Annotated in this window: 27 protein-coding genes and 1 riboswitch; of the genes, 3 read left to right on the top strand and 24 right to left on the bottom strand. The window is 70.7% G+C overall.

Features of this window, described 5'->3' with window-relative positions:
- Nucleotides 1-3: 3 nt before the first annotated feature.
- Genes argH through argG form a run of 8 tightly spaced genes read right to left on the bottom strand, consistent with a single transcriptional unit; the run spans nt 4 to nt 8,669 of the window.
- A complete protein-coding gene (gene argH, locus DX116_RS12825) occupies nt 4-1,425 on the bottom strand; it encodes an argininosuccinate lyase (protein ID WP_119704655.1) in 1,422 nt (473 codons plus the stop codon).
- Complete coding sequence (locus DX116_RS12820) at nt 1,422-1,937, bottom strand: arginine repressor (RefSeq protein WP_119704654.1); 516 nt, start codon at nt 1,935-1,937, stop codon at nt 1,422-1,424. Before DX116_RS12820 ends, argH begins: the two co-directional genes overlap by 4 nt.
- Complete coding sequence (gene argF / locus DX116_RS12815) at nt 1,934-2,878, bottom strand: ornithine carbamoyltransferase (RefSeq protein WP_119704653.1); 945 nt, start codon at nt 2,876-2,878, stop codon at nt 1,934-1,936. The genes DX116_RS12820 and argF overlap by 4 nt, the downstream gene beginning before the upstream one ends.
- On the bottom strand, nt 2,875-4,044 hold the full coding sequence (locus tag DX116_RS12810) for an acetylornithine transaminase (protein ID WP_119704652.1): 1,170 nt from the start codon (nt 4,042-4,044) through the stop codon (nt 2,875-2,877). Before DX116_RS12810 ends, argF begins: the two co-directional genes overlap by 4 nt.
- Nucleotides 4,041-4,994, bottom strand: coding sequence for an acetylglutamate kinase (gene argB, locus DX116_RS12805; RefSeq protein WP_119704651.1), 954 nt, complete (start codon nt 4,992-4,994; stop codon nt 4,041-4,043). Before argB ends, DX116_RS12810 begins: the two co-directional genes overlap by 4 nt.
- Nucleotides 4,991-6,142, bottom strand: a complete 1,152-nt coding sequence (gene argJ, locus DX116_RS12800) for a bifunctional glutamate N-acetyltransferase/amino-acid acetyltransferase ArgJ (RefSeq protein ID WP_119704650.1) — start codon at nt 6,140-6,142, stop codon at nt 4,991-4,993. Before argJ ends, argB begins: the two co-directional genes overlap by 4 nt.
- Before the next feature lie 16 nt (nt 6,143-6,158).
- Complete coding sequence (gene argC / locus DX116_RS12795; RefSeq protein ID WP_119704649.1) at nt 6,159-7,205, bottom strand: N-acetyl-gamma-glutamyl-phosphate reductase; 1,047 nt, start codon at nt 7,203-7,205, stop codon at nt 6,159-6,161.
- Between the two features lie 33 nt (nt 7,206-7,238).
- Nucleotides 7,239-8,669, bottom strand: a complete 1,431-nt coding sequence (gene argG, locus DX116_RS12790) for an argininosuccinate synthase (protein WP_119704648.1) — start codon at nt 8,667-8,669, stop codon at nt 7,239-7,241.
- A 93-nt stretch (nt 8,670-8,762) separates the two neighbouring features.
- Here argG and DX116_RS12785 point away from each other — a divergent pair, with 93 nt between their 5' ends.
- Complete coding sequence (locus DX116_RS12785; RefSeq protein ID WP_199716070.1) at nt 8,763-10,586, top strand: DUF2207 domain-containing protein; 1,824 nt, start codon at nt 8,763-8,765, stop codon at nt 10,584-10,586.
- A gap of 76 nt (nt 10,587-10,662) precedes the next feature.
- Nucleotides 10,663-11,223, top strand: a complete 561-nt coding sequence (locus tag DX116_RS12780) for a LemA family protein (RefSeq protein ID WP_119704647.1) — start codon at nt 10,663-10,665, stop codon at nt 11,221-11,223.
- Nucleotides 11,224-11,330: 107 nt separating this feature from the next.
- Here DX116_RS12780 and pheT read toward each other — a convergent pair whose 3' ends face one another.
- From pheT to infC, 7 genes are all read right to left on the bottom strand, one after another.
- Nucleotides 11,331-13,847 carry a phenylalanine--tRNA ligase subunit beta gene (gene pheT, locus DX116_RS12775; protein ID WP_119704646.1) on the bottom strand — a complete coding sequence of 839 codons (2,517 nt, stop codon included), beginning with the start codon at nt 13,845-13,847 and terminating at the stop codon, nt 11,331-11,333.
- Nucleotides 13,847-14,950, bottom strand: a complete 1,104-nt coding sequence (gene pheS, locus DX116_RS12770; RefSeq protein ID WP_119704645.1) for a phenylalanine--tRNA ligase subunit alpha — start codon at nt 14,948-14,950, stop codon at nt 13,847-13,849. The genes pheT and pheS overlap by 1 nt, the downstream gene beginning before the upstream one ends.
- Before the next feature lie 54 nt (nt 14,951-15,004).
- Nucleotides 15,005-16,063, bottom strand: coding sequence for an ATP-binding protein (locus DX116_RS12765; protein ID WP_119704644.1), 1,059 nt, complete (start codon nt 16,061-16,063; stop codon nt 15,005-15,007).
- Nucleotides 16,064-16,120: 57 nt separating this feature from the next.
- The gene (locus DX116_RS12760) at nt 16,121-16,891 is read right to left on the bottom strand and encodes a TrmH family RNA methyltransferase (RefSeq protein WP_233556739.1); all 771 of its coding nucleotides are present in this window, start codon (nt 16,889-16,891) and stop codon (nt 16,121-16,123) included.
- 88 nt (nt 16,892-16,979) lie between these two features.
- A complete protein-coding gene (rplT, locus tag DX116_RS12755) occupies nt 16,980-17,384 on the bottom strand; it encodes a 50S ribosomal protein L20 (protein WP_119704642.1) in 405 nt (134 codons plus the stop codon).
- Between the two features lie 58 nt (nt 17,385-17,442).
- Nucleotides 17,443-17,637 carry a 50S ribosomal protein L35 gene (gene rpmI / locus DX116_RS12750; RefSeq protein ID WP_119704641.1) on the bottom strand — a complete coding sequence of 65 codons (195 nt, stop codon included), beginning with the start codon at nt 17,635-17,637 and terminating at the stop codon, nt 17,443-17,445.
- On the bottom strand, nt 17,638-18,291 hold the full coding sequence (gene infC / locus DX116_RS12745) for a translation initiation factor IF-3 (protein WP_233556737.1): 654 nt from the start codon (nt 18,289-18,291) through the stop codon (nt 17,638-17,640).
- Nucleotides 18,292-18,637: 346 nt separating this feature from the next.
- On the opposite strand from infC, the gene DX116_RS12740 reads away from it, so the two are divergent.
- Nucleotides 18,638-19,651: a GNAT family N-acetyltransferase gene (locus tag DX116_RS12740; protein WP_119704640.1), complete on the top strand. Its 1,014-nt coding sequence runs from the start codon at nt 18,638-18,640 to the stop codon at nt 19,649-19,651.
- Here the strand turns inward: DX116_RS12740 and DX116_RS12735 are convergent.
- The 9 genes from DX116_RS12735 to rpe all read right to left on the bottom strand — a co-directional run bounded on the left by DX116_RS12735 (nt 19,635) and on the right by rpe (nt 26,091).
- The gene (locus tag DX116_RS12735) at nt 19,635-20,108 is read right to left on the bottom strand and encodes an SseB family protein (protein WP_119704639.1); all 474 of its coding nucleotides are present in this window, start codon (nt 20,106-20,108) and stop codon (nt 19,635-19,637) included. The genes DX116_RS12740 and DX116_RS12735 overlap by 17 nt on opposite strands.
- Nucleotides 20,105-20,524, bottom strand: a complete 420-nt coding sequence (locus DX116_RS12730) for a PH domain-containing protein (RefSeq protein ID WP_119704638.1) — start codon at nt 20,522-20,524, stop codon at nt 20,105-20,107. Before DX116_RS12730 ends, DX116_RS12735 begins: the two co-directional genes overlap by 4 nt.
- A 7-nt stretch (nt 20,525-20,531) precedes the next feature.
- On the bottom strand, nt 20,532-21,377 hold the full coding sequence (gene hisG, locus DX116_RS12725; RefSeq protein ID WP_119704637.1) for an ATP phosphoribosyltransferase: 846 nt from the start codon (nt 21,375-21,377) through the stop codon (nt 20,532-20,534).
- 103 nt (nt 21,378-21,480) lie between these two features.
- Nucleotides 21,481-21,744 carry a phosphoribosyl-ATP diphosphatase gene (locus tag DX116_RS12720; protein ID WP_119704636.1) on the bottom strand — a complete coding sequence of 88 codons (264 nt, stop codon included), beginning with the start codon at nt 21,742-21,744 and terminating at the stop codon, nt 21,481-21,483.
- A 22-nt stretch (nt 21,745-21,766) separates the two neighbouring features.
- Nucleotides 21,767-22,237: a 6,7-dimethyl-8-ribityllumazine synthase gene (ribH, locus tag DX116_RS12715; protein WP_119704635.1), complete on the bottom strand. Its 471-nt coding sequence runs from the start codon at nt 22,235-22,237 to the stop codon at nt 21,767-21,769.
- The gene (locus DX116_RS12710; RefSeq protein WP_119704634.1) at nt 22,237-23,469 is read right to left on the bottom strand and encodes a bifunctional 3,4-dihydroxy-2-butanone-4-phosphate synthase/GTP cyclohydrolase II; all 1,233 of its coding nucleotides are present in this window, start codon (nt 23,467-23,469) and stop codon (nt 22,237-22,239) included. The genes ribH and DX116_RS12710 overlap by 1 nt, the downstream gene beginning before the upstream one ends.
- Nucleotides 23,466-24,104 (bottom strand): riboflavin synthase, encoded by a 639-nt coding sequence (locus DX116_RS12705; protein WP_119704633.1) that lies wholly within the window; start codon nt 24,102-24,104, stop codon nt 23,466-23,468. The genes DX116_RS12710 and DX116_RS12705 overlap by 4 nt, the downstream gene beginning before the upstream one ends.
- Nucleotides 24,104-25,141, bottom strand: coding sequence for a bifunctional diaminohydroxyphosphoribosylaminopyrimidine deaminase/5-amino-6-(5-phosphoribosylamino)uracil reductase RibD (gene ribD, locus DX116_RS12700; protein WP_119704632.1), 1,038 nt, complete (start codon nt 25,139-25,141; stop codon nt 24,104-24,106). The genes DX116_RS12705 and ribD overlap by 1 nt, the downstream gene beginning before the upstream one ends.
- Before the next feature lie 87 nt (nt 25,142-25,228).
- A riboswitch (FMN riboswitch) is annotated at nt 25,229-25,362 on the bottom strand.
- A gap of 42 nt (nt 25,363-25,404) precedes the next feature.
- Nucleotides 25,405-26,091, bottom strand: coding sequence for a ribulose-phosphate 3-epimerase (rpe, locus tag DX116_RS12695; protein WP_119704631.1), 687 nt, complete (start codon nt 26,089-26,091; stop codon nt 25,405-25,407).
- Nucleotides 26,092-26,093 lie beyond the last annotated feature (2 nt).

The following is a 26,093-nucleotide window of genomic DNA, read 5'->3' as shown; positions in this document are numbered from 1 at the left end:
AGCCTAGCCAGCGACCGGGAGCGACCGTGACAGGCGGTCCCGCAGCTCGACCAGCTGCTCGGCGACCCGCACCTGGGCCGTGCCGCCGCGGGAGTCGCGCGACGCGAGCGATCCCTCGACCGTCAGCACCTCGCGGACGTCCGGGGTCAAGGCCGGCGAGATGGCCGCGAAGTCGTCGTCGGTCAGGTCCCACAGCTCGATGCCGCGCTGCTCGCAGGCCTGCACACACGCGCCCGACAGCTCGTGGGCGACGCGGAACGGCACGCCTTGCCGCACGAGCCACTCGGCGATGTCGGTGGCCAGCGCGAAGCCCTGCGGCGCCAAGGCCTGCATCCGCTCGGTGTGGAACGTCAGCGTCGCGACCATGCCCGTGAAGGCCGGCAGCAGCACCTCGAGCGTGTCGATCGAGTCGAACACCGGCTCCTTGTCCTCCTGCAGGTCGCGGTTGTACGCCAGCGGCAGGCCCTTGAGGGTCGCCAGCAGCCCCGTCAGGTTGCCGATCAGGCGACCCGACTTGCCCCGGGCGAGCTCGGCGATGTCGGGGTTCTTCTTCTGCGGCATGATGCTCGACCCCGTCGAGTAGCCGTCGTGCAGCGTGACGAAGTCGAACTCCTTGGTGTTCCAGATGATGATCTCCTCGGCCAGCCGGGAGAGGTCGACGCCGATCTGCGCCGTCACGAACGCGAACTCGGCCACGAAGTCGCGTGCGGCGGTGCCGTCGATCGAGTTGGGCGTCGAGCCGCTGAAGCCCAGGTCGGCGGCGACCTTCTCGGGGTCGAGGCCCAACGACGAGCCGGCCAGGGCTCCGGACCCGTACGGCGAGTCGGCCGCGACCCGTGCGTCCCAGTCGGCCAGCCGATCGAGGTCGCGCACGAGCGGCCAGGCGTGCGCCAGGAGGTGGTGCGACAGCAGCACCGGCTGCGCGTGCTGCAGGTGGGTACGACCCGGCATCGCGACACCGAGGTGCTGCTCGGCCTGGCCGGCGACGGCCTCGACCAGCGACGTGACGAGCGCCGAGATGCGCCGCCCGTGGTCGCGCAGGTACATCTTGAACAGGGTCGCGATCTGGTCGTTGCGCGACCGTCCGGCGCGCAGACGTCCGCCGAGGTCGGCGCCCAGCCGCTCGAGCAGGCCGCGTTCGAGGGCCGTGTGGACGTCCTCGTCGTCGGGACGGGCCACGAAGGCGCCCGAGGCGACGTCGGCCTCCAGCTCGTCGATGCCGGCGACCAGTCGGGTGAGGTCGTCGCGGCTGAGCAGGCCCGCGGCCTGCAGCACGAACGCGTGCGCGCGCGAGCCTGCGAGGTCGTAGGGGGCCAGGCGCCAGTCGAAGTGGGTCGAGCGCGACAGCTCGACCAGCTCGGGCGACGGGCCGGAGGCGAAGCGTCCGCCCCAGAGGGCGTTGGAGGGCTCGGAAGAGGTGGTCACGCGTTCTCCTTGGGTGCCGGACCGGCGAGGTCCGTGAAGCGGCGCGCGACGGCTGCGCCGCCCGCGGGGTCGCGACAGATCATCAGGACGGTGTCGTCGCCGGCGATCGTGCCGATGACGTCGTCGGGCGACGAGTGGTCGATGGCCGAGGCCAGGTACTGGGCGGCCCCCGGAGGGGTGCGCAGGATGACGAGGTTGGCCGACGCCTCGGCGGTCACCAGCACCTCGCGGACCAGGCGGGCCAGCCGCGACTGTGCCGCAGAGCTGCTGGACGCCGGACGGGGCGTGCGGTCGCCACCCTCGGACGGCACGGCGTAGACCAGCCCGCTGCCCTCGTGGCGGACGCGCACCGCGTCGAGCTCGACCAGGTCGCGCGAGACCGTCGACGGGGTGGCGTTGACACCCTGCTGCTCGAGCAGCTCGACGAGGTCGCCCTGCGAGCGCACGGCATGACGCGTCAACAGGTCGACGATGAGCTGCTGGCGCGCGGTCTTGGTGTCGGGGGTGCTCACGACGAGCCGCTCCGCGACTTCTCGAGCAACCACACCAGGAGGGCCTTCTGGGCGTGCAGGCGGTTCTCGGCCTCGTCCCACACGACGCTCTGCGGCCCGTCGAGCACCTCGGAGGTGATCTCGAGCCCACGGTACGCAGGCAGGCAGTGCAGGACGATCGCGTCGTCGGCCGCGCGGGCCAACGACTCGGCCGTGATCGCGTAGTCGCCGAACAGCGCCAGGCGCGCCTCCTTCTCGGCCTCCTGGCCCATCGAGACCCAGGTGTCGGTGATGACGACGTCGGCATCGGCGATGGCGGCGACCGGGTCGTCCGTCACGAGCACGGACCCGCCGGTGGTGGCGGCGATCGCCTCGGCGTCGGCGACGATACGGGCATCGGGCTGGTATCCGACCGGTGAGCCGATGCGGACGTGCAGTCCGGCCGTCGCCCCACCGAGCAGGTACGAGTGACCGATGTTGTTGGCGCCGTCGCCGAGGTAGGCGACCGTGAGGCCCGCCAGGCGACCCTTGTGCTCGATGACGGTCTGCCAGTCGGCCAGGATCTGGCACGGGTGGAACTCGTCACTGAGGGCGTTGACGACCGGGACGCCGGCGTGCGCGGCCATCTCCTCGAGGCCCGCCTGCGAGTACGTCCGCCACACGATCGCGCTGGTCATGCGACCCAGCACCTTGGCGGTGTCGGCCGGCGACTCGCCGCGTCCGCCCTGGGTGCCCGCCGTCTCGAGGATCAACGGACTGCCTCCGAGGTCGGCGATGCCGACGCCGAACGAGACCCGCGTGCGGGTGGAGGCCTTGTCGAAGATGACCGCGACGGTCTGCGGGCCCGCGAGCGGCGTGCGAGCGTAGGGGTCGGCCTTGATCTCGGCGGCCAGGGCCAGCACCTCCGCCTGCTCGGCGGGGCTCAGGTCGTCGTCGCGCAGCAGGTGCCTGATCTCGGTCATGCCGACACCTCGTCGAGCACGGCCCGCAGGGTCGTGACGGCGTGCGCCGCCTCGGACTCGCTCAGCACCAGCGGCGGGACGATCCGCAGCCGGTCGGGGGTGGCGTTGTTGAGGATCAGGCCGGCGGCCATCGCGGCCTTCTGCACCTCGGCGGCCAGCGGCTGGTGCAGCACGACGCCCACCATCAGCCCGCGGCCCGTCACCTCGGCGACCAGCGGGTGGTCGGCGAGGCCGCGACGCAGCTGGTCACCGATCGTCGTGACGTGGTCGAGCAGACCCTCCCCCTCGATCGTGGCGATGACGGCGAGCGCGGCGGCGGTCGAGACGGCGTTGCCGCCGAAGGTCGTGCCGTGGTTGCCCGGCTGCAGCAGCGTGCCGGCGTCCCCGATCGCCACGCAGGCACCGATCGGCAGTCCCCCGCCGAGCCCCTTGGCCAGCGTGAGCAGGTCGGGCACGACACCGGACTGCTCGTAGGCGAACCAGGCACCGGTGCGGCCCATGCCCGTCTGCACCTCGTCGAGCCACAGCAGGGCGCCGTGACGCGTGGTCACGGCGCGGGCGACGCGCAGGTAGTCGTCGGGCGGCACCACGACGCCGGCCTCGCCCTGGATGGGCTCGACCAGCACGGCCGCGACGGTGTCGTCGACCGCGGCCTCGAGCGCGGCGGCGTCGCCGTACGGGACCCACGTGACGTCGCCCGGCAGCGGCTCGAACGGCGCGCGGTACGCCTCCTTAGATGTCAGCGCGAGCGCGCCCATCGTGCGTCCGTGGAAGGATCCCTCGGCGACGACCACACGCGTGCGTCCGGTGCGGCGCGTGACCTTGAACGCGGCCTCGTTGGCCTCGGTGCCGGAGTTGGTGAAGAACACCCGGGCGTCGTGCCCGACGAGCTGGACGAGCTTCTCGGCGAGGCGCACCTGCGGCTCGGTCGCGAAGAAGTTGGAGGTGTGCCCGAGGGTCGTCAGCTGCGACGTGACGGCCTCGACGATCGCCGGGTGCGCGTGCCCGAGGGCGTTGACCGCGATGCCCGCGAGCAGGTCGAGGTACTGGTTGCCGTCGGCGTCCCAGACGTGGACGCCCTCGCCGCGCACCAGCACGGTCTGCGGCGGGCCGAAGGTGTTCATCACGGCGCCCTGGTAGCGCTCGGTCCACTCGGCGGTCGTCATGCCGGGCCCTCCTTGTCGACGCTGGTGGCGTACATGGCCGTGCGGATGCGGGTGGGGGCACCCGGCACGACCTGGGTGCCGACCCCCTCATCGGTGAAGATCTCGAGCAGCACGGCGTGCGGCTCGCGACCGTCGATGACGGTGGCGCGCTTGACGCCCTCCTGCACGGCCTTGAGGCACGCCGTCATCTTGGGGATCATGCCGGACGACAGCGTCGGGACGATCTCGGCGAGGGACTCGGGGCTGATCTCGCCGATGACGTCCGAGCTGTTGGGCCAGTCGGCGTAGAGCCCCTCGACATCGGTGAGCACCAGCAGCTTCTCGGCACCCAGCGCCACCGCGAGCGCCGCGGCGGCGGTGTCGGCGTTGACGTTGTGCACCTGCCCCGACGCATCGGGCGCCACGGTCGACACGACCGGGATGCGACCGGCCTCGATGAGGTCCTGCACCGCCTCGGGACGCACGCCCACGACCTCGCCGACCAGGCCGATGTCGGTCTCGACGCCGTCGATGACCGGCTTCGTGCGGCGCGCGGTGAACAACCCGCCGTCCTCGCCCGACAGGCCGACCGCGAGGTCGCCGTGCTGGTTGAGCAGGCCCACCAGCTCACGTCCGACCTGACCGGTCAGCACCATGCGGACGACGTCCATCGTCTCGGGGGTGGTGACGCGCAGACCGCCGCGGAACTCCGACTCGATGCCGAGGCGGTCGAGCATGTGGTTGATCTGCGGGCCGCCACCGTGCACCACCACGGGCTTGAAGCCCGCGAGCCGCAGGAACACGATGTCCTCGGCGAAGGCCCTCTTGAGCGCCTCGTCGGTCATGGCGTTGCCGCCGTACTTCACGACGATCACCTTGTCGTGGTACTTCTTCAGCCACGGCAGGGCGTGAGCGAGCGTGGCGGCCTTGTCGGTCGCCTTCTTCCAGTCCGCCGGATTCCATTCAGTCATGATGAGTACGCCGAGTTCTCGTGGACGTAGGCCTGCGTGAGGTCGTTGGTCCAGATGGTGCCCGACTGGTCGCCGGACTTGAGGTCGATCGTCACCGAGACCGCGCGCGCCTCGAGGTCGATCGCGTCGGGCGACTCGCCCGGGCCGCTGGCCCGACACACCCAGACGCCGTTGAGCGCGACGTCGAGGTCGGCCGGGTCGAAGACCGCCTGCGTCGTGCCGACCGAGGCCAGGATGCGTCCCCAGTTGGGGTCCTTGCCGAAGATCGCGCACTTGAACAGGTTGCTGCGGGCCACCGAGCGTCCGACCTCGAGGGCGTCGTCGACCGAGGCGGCGCCGACCACCTCGATCGCGATCTCGTGGTCGGCGCCCTCGGCGTCGGCCAGCAGCTGCATCGCGAGGTCGCGGCACACCTCGGTGACCGCGGCCGTGAACGCGTCGGCGTCGGGACGGGTGCCGGAGGCGCCGGACGCCATCAGCAGCACGGTGTCGTTGGTCGACTGGCACCCGTCGGAGTCGAGCCGGTCGAAGGTCTGGGACGTCGCCGAGCGCAACGCTGAGTCGAGCGTCGCGGCGTCGAGGTCGGCGTCGGTGGTGATGACGACCAGCATCGTGGCCAGGGCCGGCGCCAGCATCCCGGCGCCCTTGGCCATGCCGCCCACGGTGAAGCCGTCGCCCCGCGCGACCGCCTCCTTGGCGACGGTGTCGGTCGTCATGATCGCGGTGGCCGCGGTGTGCCCGCCGTCGGCGCTCTGGCCCTCGACCGCCGCCGTCACGCCGGCGAGCAGCGCCTCGCGGTCGTTGAGCAGGCCGATGAGGCCCGTCGACGCCACCTGGACGTCGATCGCGCCCACGCCGAGCTTCTCGGCGACGGCCTCGGCGGTGCGGTGGGTCGTCGTGAAGCCCTCGGCGCCCGTGTAGCAGTTGGCGCCGCCGGAGTTGATCGCCACGGCGACAGCGGAGCCGGCCTTGATGGCCTCCTGGCTCCACAGCACCGGATTGGCCTTGCACCGGTTGCTGGTGAACACGGCGGCGGCGGCCTTGGACGGGCCCTGGTTGACGACCACGGCGACGTCGGGCGCGCCGGTCGACTTGAGCCCGGCGGCGACGCCGTGGGCGGTGAATCCCTGGGCTGCGGTGACGCTCATACGGTTGCTCCCCTGCTCATGGTGCGAGTCCGATCGTCGAGAGGCCCGTGGTCTCGGCGAGACCCAGGGCGAGGTTCATGGACTGGATGGCACCGCCGGCGGTGCCCTTGACGAGGTTGTCGATCGCCGAGACGACGACCAGGCGTCGTGCCCGCTCGTCGACGGCGAGCTGCAGCTGCGCCGTGTTGGCGCCGAGCGTGGCGGCGGTCGTCGGCCACTGGCCCTCGGGCAGCAGGTGGATGAACGGCTCGTCGTCGTAGGCGGCCTCGTACGCCGCCCGGACGGCCGCGACGTCCACGCCGCCGGCCAGCCGTGCCGTCGTGGTGGCGAGGATGCCGCGCGCCATCGGCACGAGGGTCGGGGTGAACGAGACCGCCACCTCGCCGGCGCCGGCGCGGCGCAGGTTCTGCATGATCTCGGGGACGTGGCGGTGCGTGCCGCCGACGCCGTAGGGCGAGGCCGCGCCGAGCGCCTCCGACGCGATCAGGTGCGCCTTGGGCGCCTTGCCCGCGCCCGAGTAGCCGTTGGCCAGCACGGCGACCACGTCGGTCGCCTCGACCAGGCCGGCCGCCACGGCGGGCTGGATGCCCAGGGTGACCGCCGTGACGTTGCAGCCGGGCACGGCGACGCGGTTGACACCCGCCAGCGCATCGCGCTGACGTCCGGCGCCGACGATCAGCTCGGGCATGCCGTAGGGCCAGGTGCCGGCGTGCTCGCCACCGTAGAACTCGGTCCAGTCGTCGGCCGACTCGAGGCGGAAGTCGGCGCCCAGGTCGATGACGAGCGCGTCGTCGCCCAGCTGCGCGGCGACCGCGCCCGACTCGCCGTGCGGCAGGCCGAGGAAGACCACGTCGTGACCCGACAGGGTCTCGGTGGTGGTCGGCTGCAGCACGCGATCGGCCAGCGGGACGAGATGAGGGTGGTGGGCACCCAGGGCGGTGCCGGCGCTGGACGCCGCGGTGAGGGCACCGATCTCGACGTCGGGGTGCGACAGCAGCAGCCGCAGCACCTCGCCGCCCGCGTATCCGCTCGCGCCGGCCACGGCGACGGTGATCGTGGTCATCTGTCCACCTTTGCAGTAGTCGGGACGTGCAGGTCAGTCGGTGCCGAGCTCCATCGCGGCGGCGTCGAGGGAGTGCTCGTCCTCGACCGCGGCCGCGGGATTGGCCTCGATGCGGGTCGCTCCCCCGGCCGGCAGGTCGCCGAACAGGGTGCCGTTCTCGACGAGCACCTGGCCCTGGTCGAGCGGCTGTGCCGCGTACATCTCGAGCTTGGCGCGCGAGTCGGCGATGTCGAGGTTGCGCATCGTCAGCTGGCCGATGCGGTCGGTCGGGCCGAACACGGCGTTGTCTGTGCGCTCCATCGAGAGCTTGTCGGGGTGGTACGAGAAGTTCTCGCCCTGCGTGTCGAGGATCGAGTAGTCCTCGCCGCGCCGCAGACGGATCGTCACGCTGCCGGTGACGAGCGAGGCGATCCAGCGCTCGATCGACTCGCGCAGCATCATCGCCTGCGGGTCGAGCCAGCGGCCCTCGTACATCAGGCGTCCGAGCCGGCGTCCGTGCGCGTGGTAGTTGGCGATCGTGTCCTCGTTGTGCACGGCGTTGAGCAGCCGCTCGTAGGCGATGTGGAGCAGCGCCATCGCGGGCGCCTCGTAGATGCCACGGCTCTTGGCCTCGATGATGCGGTTCTCGATCTGGTCGGACATGCCGAGCCCGTGCCGTCCGCCGATCACGTTGGCCTCGTGCACCAGCGCCACCGGGTCGGCGAACGTCGTGCCGTTGATCGCGACGGGACGGCCCTCGGCGAACGAGATCGTGACGTCCTCGGTGTCGATGTCGACCGACGGGTCCCAGAACTTGACGCCCATGATCGGCTCGACGGTCTCGAGCGACACGTCGAGGTGCTCGAGCGTCTTGGCCTCGTGCGTCGCGCCCCAGATGTTGGCGTCGGTCGAGTAGGCCTTCTCCTGGCTGTCGCGGTAGGGCAGGTCGTGCTCGACGAGCCACTGGCTCATCTCGGTGCGGCCGCCCAGCTCGGCGACGAAGGCCGCGTCGAGCCACGGCTTGTAGATGCGCAGCTCGGGGTTGGCCAGCAGGCCGTAGCGGTAGAAGCGCTCGATGTCGTTGCCCTTGAAGGTCGACCCGTCGCCCCAGATGTTGACGTCGTCCTCCTTCATCGCCCGCACCAGCAGCGTGCCGGTGACGGCCCGCCCGAGCGGCGTCGTGTTGAAGTAGGTCTTGCCGGCCGAGCGGATGTGGAAGGCGCCGCACGCCAGGGCGGCGAGGCCCTCGTCGACGAGGGGCCGCTTGCAGTCGATCATCCGGGCCAGCTCGGCGCCGTACGCCATCGCGCGCCCGGGGACACCGGCGATGTCGGGCTCGTCGTACTGGCCGATGTCGGCGGTGTAGGTGCAGGGCACGGCGCCCTTGTCGCGCATCCAGGCGACGGCGACGGAGGTGTCGAGCCCTCCGGAGAAGGCGATGCCGACGCGTTCGCCGGACGGGAGACTGGTGAGGACCTTGGACATGACTCACATTCTTGCATGCGAGTGCAATACCTTGCAGATGGGGGTGCTCCCAATCGTCCTCGGAGGGTGCCGCCCCACCCCTAGGATGCAGCCATGAAGCGGATCCTGCTGCGTCTCGTCGTGCTCGTGGTGGCCGCAGCGATCCTCCTGGTGCCCCTGCTGATGGCCACCGTGCCCGACACGACCACACCGGGACCCGACCCCGTGCGCATCTCGGACTACCAGGCCGACTACCTCGTCACGGCGGGCGGCACGCTGGTGGCCAAGGAGACGCTGACGACCGAGTTCCCGGCCGGCCGGCACGGCATCTTCCGGTTCTGGGACCTCGCCGACCCCCAGGACGAGCACGCACGCCTCGAGCCCCGGCAGGTCACGGTCGAGCTCGACGGACGGTCCGTGCCGGTCGAGCTGTCGTGGGAGAAGGGCACCCGCCTGCGGGTGGCCAAGATCGGCGATCCTGACAGCACGGTCTCGTCCGGCACGCACACCTACACCATCACCTACCGCATCGACGGCGTCCTGTCCCCCACGACGGTCGGCAACGGCTCCGACGCGTCGTCGAGCTGGGCCGACGACCGTCCGTCCGAGTCGGTCCTCTACTGGAACGTCGTCGCCCAGGGCTGGCAGATGGACATCGACCGGTCGACGATTCGCCTGACGCTGCCCGCCGCCTCCAGCCAGGTGCAGTGCACGACCGGTGTCGGCGCCGCGACCGCCGGACCGTGCACGATCGAGGGTGCCGGCACCGACACCGTCACGCTCACCACGGGCGCCCTCCCGGCCCGCACGCCGGTGACGGTGCGCGTCAGTCTGCCGGTGCCGACCCCCGACCGCGTCACCGCTCCGTGGGGCATCGCGGCCGACGGCTCGCTCGGACGGTCGGGCATCGCGCTGGCCGTGGTCCTGCTCGTGACCTTCGTGCTGATGGCGCTGGCCTACGTCCTCGACCGCCGGTCGCGCGAGGACGAGCCCGGCCTGCCGGTCACCTACGAGCCGCCGACGGGTCTCGGGCCTGTCCAGACGGCGTACCTGACGACCGAGGAGGTGCCCGACCGCGCGCTCGTGGCGACCCTGCTGCACCAGGCCGAGCGCGGGCTCACGACCCTGTCGCACGGCGACGACGCGACCTGGACCATCACGGGTGTCGGCGACGCCGCCGCATGGGCCGCCACCGACGACGTGACCCGCTTCGTCGGCGAGTCGCTCGGGGTGACCCAGCCCGGCGCGACGTTCACGGCCGGCAAGAAGACGGTCGAGGCCGGAGCCGAGCTGCAGAAGACCCGCGACGAGCTGCCGGCCGTCGTCGACCGGTGGGCCGAGGGCATCGGCGCCCAACGGGCCGTCCCGTCCGAGGTCGCAGGACGGGTCGCCGTGGTGCTGTCGTTCATCGCGCTGCTCGTCGTCGGGTTCGTGTCGGTCGTCAGCCCCGTACCCGGCATCTACGCCCTGCCGTTCGCCGGTTTCGCCCTCGGCGGCGCCGGACTGGTGACGGCCGGCGTCGGCAAGAGGCGCACGGCCCTCGGTCGCGACCTGTGGTCGCGATCAGGCGGGTTCGAGCGGATGCTGTCGACCAGCTCGGCCAAGGACCGCTTCGACTTCAGCGGCCGCAAGGACCTCTACACCGCCTTCATCCCGTACGCCGTCGCCTTCGACTGCGCCGACCGGTGGGCCCGCAAGTACGAGACGACCACGGGCTCGCCGGCGCCGTCCCCGGTGTGGCTCGCCGGTGGCGCGGGCTCGGGCAGCGCGGGCGGCGGCTTCGGCGGCGGCCAGGACTTCTCGGGCTTCGAGAGCTCGCTGGCCGGAGCCATCAGCGCCTACTCGGCCACGCAGTCGTCGTCCTCGAGCGGCTCGTCCGGTGGCGGGGGCTTCAGCGGCGGCGGTGGTGGCGGGGGCGGCGGAGGCGGTTCCTGGTAGATCCCGCGCTCCGCGTCCTGTCCCGTCTCATCCCGGCTCGTCCCCCGTTCCGTCCGATCCGCACCTGGAGAAGCTCATGCCCGTCCTGCTCACCGTCATCGCCGTCATCGTCCTCGTGGGACTGTTCGCGGCCTATGCGTTCAACAAGCTGCGCCGGCTCGACATCGGCGCCCAGGAGGCGCTCGGCGGCATCGACGTGCAGCTGACACGGCGCGCCGACCTGATCCCCAACCTCGTCAACACCGTCAAGGGCTACGCCCAGCACGAGAAGGGCGTCTTCGAGGAGGTCACCCGCGCCCGCACCGCGGTCAAGGCCGCGGCGAACGACGGCACCGTGGCCGAGAAGTCGGCGGCGTCGGCGCAGCTCGACAAGGCGATCGTCGATGTCCTCGCGGTGGCCGAGGCCTACCCCGACCTGAAGGCGTCGACGAACTTCCTCGAGCTGCAGAAGGAGCTCTCGGACACCGAGAACAAGATCTCGTTCGCGCGGCAGTACTACAACGACGCCGTCGCGAGCCTCAACAACATCGTCAAGACGATCCCGTGGCTGCTGTTCACCGGCATGGCCGGCGTGCAGGCCCGCGAGTTCTACAACGCTCCCGACGGCCAGGAGACCGCCCCCTCCGTCACCTTCTGACGCTGACGCGTGGGTTGCGCACCACTGACGCGTGGGTTCCGCACCACTGACGCGTGGGTTGCGCAACCCGCGCCTCACGGGGGCGGAACCCACGCGTCAGCATCGGGTCAGGTGCGCAGGGTCGCGCCGGTGGCCTGGTTCGCTGCGCTCACCGCGGCCTCGCGGGCGCCGCGGATGTCGTCGTCGGTCAGGGTGCGGTCGGGGGCCCGCAGCCGCAGCGCGAACGCGAGCGACTTGTGGCCCTCGGGCACCTGGCTGCCGACGTAGACGTCGAACAACCGGGCCGACTCGATGAGCGGGCTGGCCGAGGCCAGCGTCCGCTCGAGCGGGCCCGCCGGCACCGAGGCGTCGACCACGAGCGCGAGGTCCTCCTTGGCGACGGGGTACGACGAGAACTCAGGTCGCGGGCCGACCGCCGGGGAGGCGGCGATCACGGCATCGAGATCGATCTCGGCCGCCACCACGCGGGGCGGCAACCCGTACGCCTTGAGCACCCGTGGGTGCAGCTCGCCGGCGTGGCCGACGGTCTCACCGTCGACGACGATCGCGGCACAGCGCCCCGGGTGCCACGGCGCGACGGCGGCCGCCTCGACGGTGACGTCGACGTGCATCGACGTCGCCACGTGTCGGACGACGGCGATGGCATCGGCCCAGGTGGCCGGGCGGCCTGGCCCTGCCCAGCCGGACCGCACGCGCTCGCCGCTCATGACCAGGCCGACGTGGTGCGGCTGCTCGGGCAGCGCGCTCTCGAACGCGGCCAGCTCGGTGTCGGTGGGGCGGTGATCGACCCCGTAGACGGGTGCCTCGGCCGCCTCGGCGCGCGGCAGGAAGACACGCCCCGTCTCGGTGATGTGGACGTCGGCGTGTCCGCGACCGATGTTGAGCGCGAGGCTGCGCAGCAGGCCCGACAGCAGCGTCGTGGTCATGCCGGGATCCTCGGCCGACAGCGGGTTCTCGAGCAGCACCTGACGGCGCCGGACGTCGTCGGGCGCCAGCCCCATGCGGTCGAAGTCGGACGGACCCGCGAACGGGAACGTCTTGACCTCGACGAGCCCCTCGCCCGCCAGCACGGTGCCCGCACGGCGACGCAGCTTCTGCGCGGTCGTGAGTCCACGTCCGGCCGGGGCGACAGGGATGACCGACGGCACCTGGTCGTAGCCCACGACGCGCAGGACGTCCTCGACGACGTCGTAGGGATCGGTCAGGTCGGGCCGCCAGGGCGGCGGGGTGACCGTGAGCCACTCGTGGTCGACCTCGACGGCGCAACCATTGGCCTCGAGCGCCTCGACGGCGGTCACCGTGTCGATGTCGACACCGGTGATGCGGGCCGGCAGATCGGCCTTCAGGACGATGTCGGACCGCACGGGCGGCTCGCCCAGCAGCGTCAAGCCGTCCTCGAGCGTGCCGCCACCGTGCTCGACGAGCAGATCGGCCACGCGGCGGACGGCGCGGGCACCCAACGTCGGGTCGACGCCGCGCTCGTTGCGCTTGGCCGCCTCGGACGTGAGTCGCTGCGTGCGAGCCGTGCGCGCGATCATGGGCGCGCCCCAGACAGCCGCCTCGACGACGATGTCGGTCGTCGCGGGGGTCATCTCGACCTGCTCGCCGCCCATCACGCCGCCCAGGCCGACCGGACCTCGGTCGTCGGCCACGACCGCGTCGGCGGACGTCAACGTGCGGGTGACGCCGTCGAGCGTCGTGAGCTGCTCGCCCTCGGCAGCCCGGCGCACGACCAACGTGCCCTGGAGCAGGTCGCGGTCGTAGCCGTGGATCGGCATGCCGAGCTCGAGCATGACGTAGTTGGTGACGTCGACCGCCAGCGAGATCGAGCGCATGCCGGCCAGCTCGATGCGCTGCGCGAGCCAGGCCGGCGTCGAAGCCTTCGGGTCGACACCGGTGACGGTCACCGCCGCGAACACGGGGCACGCGGACGGGTCCTGGACGTCGACGGGATAGGCCCCCGGTCCGGCGGACGGCACGGCGGCGGCCTCGAGGTCGGCGGGGTCGTGGAACGGCACGCCGAACGCGATCGACGCGTCACGGGCGACACCGCGCAGCGACAAGGCGTAGGCGCGATCGGGGTTGACCTCGAGGTCGAGCACCTCTTCGTCGAGCCCGAGCAGCGCCACGGCGTCGTCGCCGGGCTGAGCCGATCCGGGGGCCAGCACGATGATGCCGTCGGCATCGCCCGGCACGCCCAGCTCGGCACCCGAGCAGATCATGCCGTCGGACACGTGCCCGTAGGTCTTGCGTGCGCTGATCTCGAACCCGAGGGCGGGCAGCATCGTGCCCGGCAGCGAGACGACGACGAGGTCGCCCTCGACGAAGTTGTGGGCGCCGCAGATGATGCCGCGCGAGGGAACGTCCTCGCCGGGGGCGTCCGGCACGGACGGATCGTTGTGCGCGCCGACGTCGACGCGGCACCAGTTGATCGTCTTGCCGTTCTTCTGCTCCTCCTTGACGAGGGCGAGGACGCGACCGACCACGAGGGGCCCGCTGATGCCCGAGGAGACGATCTCCTCGAGCTTGAGGTCGAACGCGGTGAGGCGGGCGGCGAGATCCTCGGTCGAGAGGCCCTCCGGCAGGTCGACGTACTCGCGCAGCCAGGAAACTGGTACTCGCATTACAGCTCTACTCCGAACGGCTCGGTGAAGCGGATGTCGCCGTCGAACAGGTCGCGTAGGTCGGCGATGTCGTAGCGCGACGTGATGGTGCGGTCGATGCCGATGCCGAAGGCGAAGCCCGAGTAGACCTCGGGGTCGACGCCGCAGGCGATCAGCACGCGCGGGTTGACCACGCCGCAGCCGCCCCACTCGACCCAGCCCTCGCCCTTGCAGGTGCGGCACGACGCGACGGCGTCGGGCTCGTTGTGGCACACGTAGCAGAGCAGGTCCATCTCGGCGCTCGGCTCGGTGAACGGGAAGTAGGACGGACGGAACCGGGTCGTCATGCCGTCGCCGTAGATCGCCTGTGCGAAGTGGTCGATCGTGCCCTTGAGGTGCGCCATCGACAGACCCTTGTCGATCGCGAGGCCCTCGACCTGGTGGAACACCGGCGAGTGCGTGGCGTCGAGCTCGTCGGTGCGGAACACACGTCCGGGGCAGGCGACGTAGATCGGGGGCGTGCGGGTGAGCATCGTGCGTGCCTGCACGGGCGAGGTGTGCGTGCGCAGCACCATCGCGGCCTTCTCGGGCGTGACCCAGAAGGTGTCCTGCATCGTGCGGGCCGGGTGGTCGGGCCCCAGGTTGAGGGCGTCGAAGTTGAGCCACTCGGCCTCGACCTCGGGGCCCTCGGCGATCTCCCAGCCCATCGCGACGAAGACGTCGGCGATGTGCTCGGACAGCGTGGTGACGGGGTGCCGTGCACCGACCGGCGAGACGTCCCACGGCAGGGTGACGTCGACGGTCTCGGAGACGAGCGCGGCCTCCTCCTCGGCGGCCTCGAGCTCGGCCGTGCGGGCCGCGAGGGCCTGGCTGATGGCGCCACGAGCCTGGCCCACCCGCTGGCCGGCCTCCTTGCGCGCCTGCGGCTGCAGGGCGCCGATCTCGCGATTGGCCAGCGCGATCGGCGAGCGGTCGCCGACGTGGTCGATGCGGACCTGCTTGAGGTCGTCGAGCGAGCGGGCGGCGGCAACGGCCGCGAGGGCCTCGTCGCGCATGCGCTCGATCTCGTCGGAGCGCAGCGGGGTGACCTCCACCGGGTCGTACGAGGAGTTGGGCGCAGACACTGCGGACCTGTCTTTCGAGGTAGTGGCGATCGAACAGGCCCAGTCTAGTGACCGTCAGTCGGACATCGAGGCGGGCTCGTTGATCGGGAACCAGACCCGGATCTGCGCTCCTCCGCCCTCGGCGTCCTGGATGTCGATCGCACCGCCGTGCTCCTCGACGATGCCGCGGACGATGTACATCCCGAGACCGCTGCCGGCACCTGGCCCGGAGCGCCAGAAGCGGCTGAACACGCGCTGGCGCATCTCGACCGGGATGCCCGGCCCGTTGTCGTGGATCTGCAGTGACACGCCACCTCCGTAGTCGTGGTGTCGCGTGTTCTGCACCACGACCTCGCGCAGGCCGAAACCGTGCCGCATCGCGTTCTCGACGAGGTTGGTCACGACCTGGTGGATGCGGTCGCTGTCGCCCCAGATGAGGTCGAGATCGTCCTTGATGCTGATCTCGAACGGTTCGCTGCTGCCGCCGGAGACGTTGGTCAGCACGTGCCGGACGACCTCGTCGAGCTTGACCGGCCCGCGCTTGAGGGTCAGCCGACCCGCGTCGATCCGCGCGGCGTCGAGCAGCTCGGTGATGAGCCGGCTGAGCCGGTCGGCGTCGGAGTCGACCGTCTCGAGCATCAGCTGGCGCTGCTCCTCGGAGAACTTGCTCCACTTGGTGAGCAGGGTGGACGTGAAGCCCTTGATGCCCGTCAGCGGCGAGCGCAGCTCGTGGGCCACCGTCGCCACCAGGTCGGAGCGCTCACGGTCGGCCTGGTTGCGGATGCGGGCGTTGCGGACGCTCACCACGACCCGCTGCACCGGTCCCCCGCGCTTCTCGCGGACCAGCGTCGCGGTGATCAGGTACTCGCTGCCCTTCGGCGACCACCACGACGCCTCGGAGATGCGGGTGCGGATGTTGAGCCCGTCGTAGGGCCGCATGCTGTCGTACCAGGAGTTGCCGTTGAGGTCGTCGAACGGCACCGCCTCGGACAGGTGCATGCCCAGCATCTCGTCGTCCTCCGCACGCGCCATCGACACGATGCGCGGGTTGACGTACTCGACCAGGCCGTCGGGACCGGCAATGATCACGCCGTCGGGATAGTGGTCGAAGTCTGAGCGGTGGGCGGACTCCATGACGGCTGAATCTAGTACCAATGCGCCACTGGTGACGACTCGAACGGACGACGTGGCTCAGCCGTCGAGACGAGCCCGTGCCGTCGCGTACAGGCAGACGGCGGCCGCGGTGGCGAGGTTGAGACTCTCGGCACGACCGAAGATCGGCACCGCGACGACCCGGTCGGCCAGTGAGCGGACGTCGTCGGGCAGGCCCCACGCCTCGTTGCCCATCAACCACGCCGTCGGAACGCGCAGGTCGAGGTCGTCGTCGAACAGGCCGACGTCGCCCTGCCCGTCGGCGGCCAGGATCGTCAGGCCCGCCGCCTGCAGCGCCGCCAGCGACGTGACGACGTCGCGCTCGATCGCGATCGGCACGTGGAACAGGCTGCCGACCGTCGCCCGGACCGACTTGGGGTTGAAGGGGTCGACGCTGTCGCCGACGAAGACGACGCCATCGGCCCCGGCGGCATCGGCGCACCGGATGACCGCACCGGCGTTGCCGGGGTCACGGATGTCGGCGCAGACGACCACGAAGCCGGGCGACCGGTCGAGCAGGGTGGCCAGCGGACGGTCGAGCATCGCGCACCGGGCGACGACGCCCTGCGGCTGCACGGTGTCGGCGATCGCGGCGACCACCTCGTCGGCGACGACGTGCCACTCGATCTCGCCGCGGCGGGCTGCTTCGACGAGATCGGTGTGCTGCTCGGTGGCCGATGCGGTGGCGAAGACCTCGAGCACCGCTCCCCCGTGGTCGAGCGCCTCGCGGACCGCCTGCGGGCCTTCGGCGAGGAACTCGCGCCGATCCGCCCGGAACGCACGAGTGGCGAGCCTCTTGGCGTGCTTCACACGTCCTGAACGGACGGTGAGCTCGCCGGTCCCGTCACCGGGAGGAGGACTCGCCACTACGTGGGTGCTGCTGGGAGGGCAACCGCGGTCAGGCCGCGGCGCCATCCTTCGACTCGGTCTTCGGAGCGTTGACGTCGGCCGGAAGGTTGTCCTTCGCGGTCTGCACGAGCGCCGAGAACGCGGCGGGCTCGTGAACGGCCAGCTCGGCCAGGATCTTGCGGTCGACCTCGACACCCGCGGCCTTGAGGCCCTGGATGAAGCGGTTGTACGTCATGCCCTCGGCGCGGACCGCGGCGTTGATGCGCTGGATCCACAGACGACGGAAGTCGCCCTTCTTGGCCTTGCGGTCACGGTAGCTGTAGACCAGCGAGTGAGTGACCTGCTCCTTGGCCTTGCGGTACAGGCGCGAGCGCTGGCCGCGGTAGCCCGCAGCCCGCTCGAGTGTCTGACGACGCTTCTTCTGTGCATTGACTGAGCGCTTGACGCGTGCCATCTCAGTTCTCCTTCAAGTTGAGTGGACTAGCTAGTCCGTGGGAGGGGGTGGGACGCGGTCAGAGACCGAGCATCTTCTTCACGCGGGGGACGTCGTTCTTGGAGACGGCCGTGGATCCCTCGAGGCGACGCTTGCGGGCCGACGACTTGACCTCGAGGAGGTGACGACGGTTGGTCTGCTCGCGACGCAGCTTGCCGCTGCCGGTGAGCTTGACGCGCTTCTTCATCCCCGAGTGGGGCTTGAACTTCGGCATTTATGCCTCCATGTCTGGGTCGATGTTCTCGGAACGTCGACGGGGCTTCTTGGGTGCGGCGGTTGCCTGGTGGGCCTCGCGGTGTGCCTTGACCTCGGCCTCTTCGGCCTCCTTCTCGGCAGACTTCTCGGCCATGCTCTTGACCTTCTCGGCCTTGACCTCGGCCTGGGCCTCGGACTTCTTCTTGTGCGGCCCGAGCACCATCGTCATGTTGCGGCCGTCCTGGCGAGCGTTGGACTCGATGAACCCGAGGTCCTCGACGTCGGCAGCCAGGCGCTGCAGCAGGCGGTATCCCAGCTCGGGACGGTGCTGCTCGCGACCGCGGAACATGATCGTGATCTTGACCTTGTCGCCGGCCTTGAGGAATCGGACGACATGACCCTTCTTGGTGTCGTAGTCGTGCTGATCGATCTTGGGGCGCAGCTTCATCTCTTTGATGATGGTGTTGGTCTGGTTGCGCCGGGACTCGCGGGCCTTCTGTGCGGTCTCGTACTTGAACTTGCCGTAGTCCATGAGACGGCAGACCGGCGGACGAGCTGTGGGCGCCACCTCGACGAGATCGAGATCGGCTTCCGCCGCCAGTCGCAGGGCATCTTCGATACGAACGATGCCGACCTGTTCACCGCCAGGACCGACGAGGCGTACTTCGGGCACTCGGATTCGGTCGTTGACGCGCAGCTCTGTGGTGATGGATCCTCCTGGAGTCGTGTGGAGGGCCACGGACTGGAAACAAAAAAAGTGGCCCCCGTACGAAACGGACGCCACCGGCCAGACATTCCCGAGATGTGCACGAGAACACGTAACCACCGTCCTCTTGAACACGGTGTACACCGCACACAAAAAGACTCGTACCCCGTGATCAGGAACCACGCAGGTGGGAGGTGACCTCCACTTCGGCCTCAAGGCTATCAGGGCAAGGCGGGGATCGACAAAACGACACGTTGCCTGCGCGAAACACGATGGAATCGGTGCCGCAAAGTCGCGGGGCCAGGATGGACGCATGCTGTGGCGCGTGCGGACGACCCTCGTGGACAGGCCGGGGATCCTGGCCGAGATCGCGCTGGCCTGCGGCCGCGCGGAGGTCAACATCCTGGCGCTGCAGGTCTTCCCCACCAGCCCGCGCGTGACCGACGAGCTCGTCGTCAGCGCGCCAACCGGATGGACCGACGTCATGGTCGCCCAGCTGTTCGAGGCAGCCGGAGGCTCGGACGTCTCGGCGACCCGGGTCAGCGACGCGTCGGTCGCCGATGCCACCACCCGCTACCTGCGCGGCGTCCACGAGGTGCTCGAGGAGGAGCGCGACATCGCATCGGTGCTGCACGAGCTGCTCGAGACCGAGCCGCCGGACGTCGCCGACTACGCCGGCCACGACGTGATGGTGCTCAACCGGCGCAGCGGATCCGAGCTGAGGATCAGCCGTGCCGTGCCGTTCACCGAGGTCGAGCGCGCTCGGGCCCAGGCACTCGTGTCACTGGTGGGCGATGCCGGGGCCGACGTGCCGCTGATCGTCCCGTCGAACCGCGACGCGGTGCCGCTCCTGCGCGTGGCCGGTCTGACCGACATCGAGGCGGTGTCCGCGATGCACGAGCGGTGCAGCATCGACACGCTCTACGAGCGCTACCAGGTGCCCCTCAAGATGCCGATGACCACGCGGATGGCCCGGCGTCTCGTGGTGCCCGACCACGGCACCGCCCTCGTGGTGCAGGTCGGCACCGACGTCGTGGGCCACGGCGTGCTCGAGCTCATCGACGAGACGTGGACCTTCCAGCTGATCGTCGAGGACGCCTGGCAGAGACGTGGCCTCGGCACCCGGCTGATGCGCCTGGCCGCGAGCCATGCCAAGGACGCCGGCGCGGCCAGGCTGACCTTCGTGACGGCGGGATCGAACGACCGCCTGCTGCGGGCCGTCGGCCGTGCCGGGTTCGTGGCCCGCGTCGAGCGCCACGACGGCAACGTGCACATCACGGTGCCGCTGCGCGAGGTGCGCTCGATCGCGGCTACGGGGAGTGGCTGATCCAGGCCAGGCCGACGTCGCTGCTCACGAGCCGGTGGCCGGCGGCGAGGTGCTGCACGTCGTCGTGCTCGATCACCGAGAACGACGGGGCAGCCAGGTCGAGCAGGATGGCGGACGCTCCTTCGTCGATCGCCGCCAGGGCCGCGTCCTTGCCGAGCACCGGCACGGGACGGGCTTGGGGGTCCCACGCCGTCATGGTGGCGACGCTGGTGAACGCCAACAGTGCCTGACGCCCGTCGGCGCCGGTCATCAGCACGGCTGCCATGTCGGCGTTCTTGTCGCCCTCGGCGGGCACCTCGCCGAGCAGCGGGACGATCGGCACGAACACCCGTGCGCCGGGCAGGGCCTGCAGCACCGCGATGTCGTCGCCGAGGGCGCCGGTCAGCGCGGGGTCGACCGAGCCGTCGTCGCCGGGGAACTGCGGGCTCGCCAGCGATCGGCCGTGGTCGCCGGTCATCGCGGCACCCGCGCGCGCAGGTAGGCCACGGCCTCGCGGGCGTACTTTCCTCCGTCGCTGCCCTGGATGGCGAACAGCATGACGCGGTCGTCGTCGGTGGTGACGAGCGTCGGCCACGGAGCGCCCTCGTTCATCGCGAAGCCCTTGATCTCGTGCCACGAGACGTCGTGCCGGCGGTACCCGTTGACGACCTCGACACCCTCCTCGCCCGCGACGACGACGCTGCGTCCGATGCCGTGCAGCAGCACCAGCACCGCCCCGATGATGATCCACAGCGTGATGGTCTCGGCCGTCGTGAAGTAGATCTCGTCGGGCAGCGCGAAGGCGATGACCGCCGTGAGCACGAGCATGATGACCGCGACGGCGTAGGCGACGATGCGTGCGCCTCCGGGACGGAAGGTCCTCAGGTCCGACATGTCGACGTCAGATCCGGCACGCGAGGATGTCGGTGACGAGGATGCCGCGGGCGCCGAGCCCGTACAGGTCGTCCATGACCCTCTGGGCCGTGTCGCGCGGCACCATCGACCGCACCGCGACCCATCCCTCACGGTGCAGGGGCGAGACGGTCGGCGACTCGATGCCGGGCGTCAGCTCGACGGCCTTGTCGACCTGGCCGACCGTGATGTCGTAGTCCATCATCACGTAGGTGCGGGCGACGATGACGCTGTCGAGCCGCCGCTTGAACACCTCGAAGCCCTCCGGTTCCGGCGCGTCGCGACGTGTGATCAGCACCGCCTCGGACGACAGGATCGGGTCGCCGAACACCTCGAGGTCGGCCTGGCGCAGCGTGCTGCCGGTCTCGACGACGTCGGCGATGGCATCGGCCACGCCCAGGCGGATCGACGACTCGACCGCACCGTCAAGGCGGACGACGTCGGCGCTGATGCCCCGCTCGGCCAGGTAGGTGCCGACGATGCCCTCGTACGACGTCGCGATGCGCAGCCCCGCGAGGTCGTCGACGCTCGTGAGCGCGCCGACCGGGCCGGCGAAGCGGAACGTCGACGCACCGAAGCCGAGGGTCATGTTCTCGGCGGCGTGGGCGCCGGAGTCGAGCAGCAGGTCACGACCCGTGATGCCGACGTCGAGCGTCCCCTCCCCCACGTAGATCGCGATGTCACGCGGTCGCAGGTAGAAGAACTCGACGTCGTTGTCGGGGTCGAGGGTGACGAGGTCCTTGGAGTTGCGCCGCTGCCGGTAGCCGGCCTCGGTCAGCATCAGGGCCGCGGCCTCGGAGAGGGCGCCCTTGTTGGGGACGGCGATCTTGAGCATGGGGTGTCTCTTTCGCAGGATCTGGCTGGTCGGAGCCGCAAGGCTCCTCACGGGGACGGGCGAGGGCACGGACGAGCGTCAGCTGGGCAGCCGTGCCGGTCCGTCACAGATGCGCGTAGACGTCGTCGAGGCTCAGCCCGGAGGCGATCATCATGACCTGCGCGTGGTACAGCAGCTGGCTGATCTCTTCGGCCGTGCGCTCGGGGCCCTCGTGCTCGGCAGCCATCCACGACTCGGCGGCCTCCTCGACGAGCTTCTTGCCGATCGAGTGGACGCCGGCATCGAGCTCGGCGACGGTGCGCGAGCCCTCGGGGCGACGGGCTGCCTTGTCGGCCAGCTCGGCGAAGAGGTCGTCGAAGGTCTTCATCGCAGATGAGTCTATCGGTGCGTCAGCCGAGGGTGCGCAGCACGTTCCAGGTGGACAGTGCCGCCTCGACCGCCTCGCGTCCCTTGTCCTCGCGACTGTCGGCCAGACCGGCCCGGTCGAGGGCCTGCGCCTCGTCGTCGGTGGTCAGCAACCCGAAGCCGATCGGCACGCCCGTGTCGAGCGCGACGCGGCTGAGCCCGTCGGTCGCGGCGGCCGAGACGTACTCGAAGTGGGGCGTGCCGCCGCGGATGATGACGCCCAGCGCGATGACGGCGTCGAAGCCCTGACGCGCGTAAGCCTGGCACAGGATCGGCAGCTCGAACGAGCCCGGCGCCCGCGCGACGGTGACGTCGGTGACCTTGGCCTCGGCCAGGGCTGCCTGGGCACCGGCGATGAGGCCGTCCATCACCTCGGTGTGCCAGCGCGAGGCGACGATCGCGACGCGCGCGCCCTCGCCGTCGACGAAGATCGTGGGTGCTCCATTGCCTGACATCAGATGTTCTCCTCGAGTCCGGGAAGGTCGTGGCCCATCCGCTCGGCCTTGGTCTGGAGGTAGCGCAGGCTGTCCTCCGTGGGGGCGATGACCAGCGGCAGACGCTCGCTGACCTTGACGCCGTACGCCTCGAGCGCCGTCGTCTTGTCGGGATTGTTGGTCAGCAGGCGCGCCGACGTCACGCCGAGATCGCGCAGGATCTGGGCGCCGGCGGCGTAGTCGCGCTCGTCCTCGCCGAAGCCGAGCTGCAGGTTGGCGTCGACCGTGTCGCTGCCGGAGTCCTGCAGCGCGTAGGCCTGCAGCTTGTGCAGCAGTCCGATGCCGCGTCCCTCGTGGCCGCGCAGGTAGACCACGATGCCCGCGCCCGCCCGCGTGATCTCGGTCATCGACAGCTCGAGCTGCGGGCCGCAGTCGCATCGGCGCGAGCCGAACACGTCACCGGTCAGGCACTCGGAGTGGATGCGCACGAGCACGTCCTCGGTGCCGGGATCGCCGTGCACGAGGGCGATGTGCTCCGAGCCCTCGATGCGGTCGCGGTAGCCGTGCGCCTGGAACTCGCCGAACTCGGTCGGCAGGCGCGTCGTGGCCAGCCGCTCGACCTGCGACTCGTGCAGGCGGCGGTACACCTGGAGGTCCTCGATCGAGACCAGCGCGATGCCGTGCTCGTCGGCGAAGGCCCGCAGCTCGGGCGCGCGCATCAGCGTGCCGTCGTCGTTGAGCACCTCACCGATCACGCCGGCCGGCGTCAGACCGGCCAGACGGGCGAAGTCGACCGCGGCCTCGGTGTGGCCGGCCCGCTCCAGCACTCCCCCGGGTTTGGCCCGCAGCGGGATGATGTGGCCCGGCTGGTTGAGCTCGAACGGCTCGGTGGCCGAGTCGGCCAGCACCCGGCAGGTGCGGGCGCGGTCGGTGGCCGAGATGCCGGTCGTGATGCCGTCGCGCGCGTCGATCGAGACCGTGTAGGCGGTGCGCATCTTCTCGCGGTTGTGCGGCGTCATGAGCGGGATCGCCAGCCGGTCGAGGATCTCACCGGTGATGGGCGCGCAGATCAGGCCGCTGGAGTAGCGCACCAGGAAGGCCATGAGCTCGGGAGTCGCCTTGCTCGCCGCGAAGATGATGTCGCCCTCGTTCTCGCGGTCCTCGTCGTCGACGACGACGATGGCCTTGCCGTCGCGGAAGTCGGCGATGGCGCGCTCGATGCTGTCGAGGCGGACGCTGTCGTGCTCGGTCATGAGGGCTGTCCTTCGATCGTGGGGTCCGCCGTCCGGGCGCCCAGCAGGCGCTCGACGTACTTGGCGAGGATGTCGACCTCGAGGTTGACCCGGTCGCCCGGGCCCTTCGTGCCGAGGGTCGTGTCGGCGAGGGTGGTCGGGATCAGCGAGACCGAGAACCAGGCGCCGTCGGGGCCGTCGTCGACGACCTGGACGACCGTCAGCGACGTGCCGTCGACCGTGACGGATCCCTTGTCGACGAGGTACCGGGCGAGGTCGGACGGCACCGACACCCGGACGACCTCCCAGTGCTCGCTGGGTGTGCGGTCCAGGATGCGTCCCGTGCCGTCGACGTGCCCCTGGACGATGTGCCCGCCGAGGCGGGCGCCGGCCTGCGTGGCCCGCTCGAGGTTGACCTCCGAGCCGACCGCGAGGTCGCCCAGCGAGGTCTTGTCGAGCGACTCCTGCATGACGTCGGCACCGAACGTGTCGCCGTCCTGCGTCATGACCGTCAGGCAGCAGCCGTTGACCGAGATCGAGTCGCCGTGCCCGGCGTCCGACGTCACGACGGGGCCGCGGATCGTCAGTCGTACCGAGTCGCCGAGCTGCTCGACCGCGGTGACGGTGCCCTTCTCCTCCACGAGTCCGGTGAACATCAGTCGAAGTCCTCTCGTTGCATGCGCCCTGGGGTGCCGATGATGCGGATGTCGGGGCCGATCATCGTGAGGTCCTCGATGACGATCGGGCGCAGGTCGGCCAGCGTGGTCGCCTCGCCCTCGAGCGCGGCGCGCCCCGAGCCGAGCATCGCCGGTGCCATGTAGCCGATGATGCGATCGATCACGCCGGCGTTCCAGAACGCGCCCGCCAGCCGCGGCCCGCCCTCGAGCCAGATGTGCCGGATGCCGTTGTCGACCAGCTTGGCCAGGACCGTGGCGGGATCGCGCGACTGGATCATCAGCGTCGGCGCGACGCGGTCGAACACGCGGAAGTAGTTGGGGATCGTCGTCTCGCCCACCACGACGCGCAGCGGCTGGCGGTCGAACGGTACGGGCATGTCGCGCTCGTCGCGCACGGTCAGCCGCGGGTCGTCGGCCAGCACCGCGCCAGTGCCGGCCACGATGGCATCGGCCTCGGCACGGAAGGTCTGCACGTCGCGGCGCGCCTGCTCGCTGGTGATCCACTTGCTGGTGCCATCGGGGGCCGCGCTCAGGCCGTCGAGGGTGGCGGCGTACTTCCACGTGACGAACGGACGTCCGGCGGTGACGGCGAACGTCCACTCGACGTTGAGGTCGGTGGCCTCCTCGGCCATCACGCCCGCCTCGACGTCGATGCCCGCGGCCCGCAGCGTCGACGCCCCGCCGGACGCCGTGCGGTCGGGATCGATCTGCGCGAACACGACCCGGGCCACGCCCGCGTCGATCAGCGCCTGGGCGCAGGGCCCGGTGCGTCCGGTGTGGTTGCACGGCTCGAGCGTAACGACCGCCGTCGCACCGCGGGCGCGCTCGCCGGCCTGCGTCAGCGCCTCGACCTCGGCGTGCGGGGTGCCGGCACCGTGGTGCGCGCCGACAGCGATCTCGGAGCCGTCGCCCGCCAGCAGCACGCAGCCGACCCGGGGGTTGGGCAGCGTCCTGTCGGTGGCTCCGGCGGCGTCGAGCGCCCGCCGCATCGCCGCGACTTCGACGTCTGATGCCATGTGGTCCTCCGGGTCGTGGTGTGCGCTCACGTGTCCCGGGGACGGTGGTCAGCACGACCACCAGCGTCGCGGCGCCCGGCGCCACGACGCACGCTCCTCCTATCCGGACTTTAACCGTCGGTGCCGGAGTTCCACCGGCTCAACCGCGCCCCACCGAAGTGGGACCGCGGGTCGCGGACTGTGACCGCCGGCTCGGAATTTCACCGACCCCGGAGCATGCGAGCAAGCTTCTGCTCACGAGAACTCTAGCGCGGTCGATCCAGTCAGTGGACGTGACGTCCGGCATGTGAGCCCTGCGCGCTCGCGCCCAGGGCCCGCAGCCGGCTCACCATGTCGTCGGGGTCGTCGGCACCGAAGACGGCCGATCCGGCGACGAAGACGTCGGCACCGGCATCGGCGCAGCGCTCGATCGTCTCGACGGAGACACCGCCGTCGACCTGCAGCCAGATGTCGCCGCCATGCCTCTTGATGAGCTCGCGGGTGCGTCGGATCTTCGGCAGGCACAGGTCGAGGAACTTCTGACCTCCGAAGCCGGGCTCGACGGTCATGATCAGCACCATGTCGAGCTCGGGCAGCATGTCGGCGTACGGCTCGATGGGGGTGGCGGGCTTGAGGGCCATCGAGGCGCGCGCGCCCTTCGCCCTGATCTCGCGGGCCAGCCTGACCGGCGCCGCGGCGGCCTCGACGTGGAAGGTGACGCTGCTCGCGCCGGCCTCGACGTAGGCCGGTGCCCAGCGGTCGGGGTCCTCGATCATCAGGTGGGCGTCGATCGGCTGGCTGGCGACCTTGGCCAGCGCCTCGATCACCGGCGCGCCCAGCGTCAGGTTGGGCACGAAGTGGTTGTCCATGACGTCCATGTGGAGCCAGTCGGCACCGCTGATGCGGGCCGCCTCGGCCTCGAGGTTGGCGAAGTCGCTGGCCAGCATGCTCGGCGTGATCTGGATGCCCATGG

This window comes from Aeromicrobium endophyticum, from assembly GCF_003586285.1.
In the GTDB taxonomy this organism is placed as follows: Bacteria; Actinomycetota; Actinomycetes; order Propionibacteriales; family Nocardioidaceae; genus Aeromicrobium; species Aeromicrobium endophyticum.
Note: the sequence above shows the minus strand (reverse complement) of the source record. Positions and strands in the feature narration are given on the sequence as shown.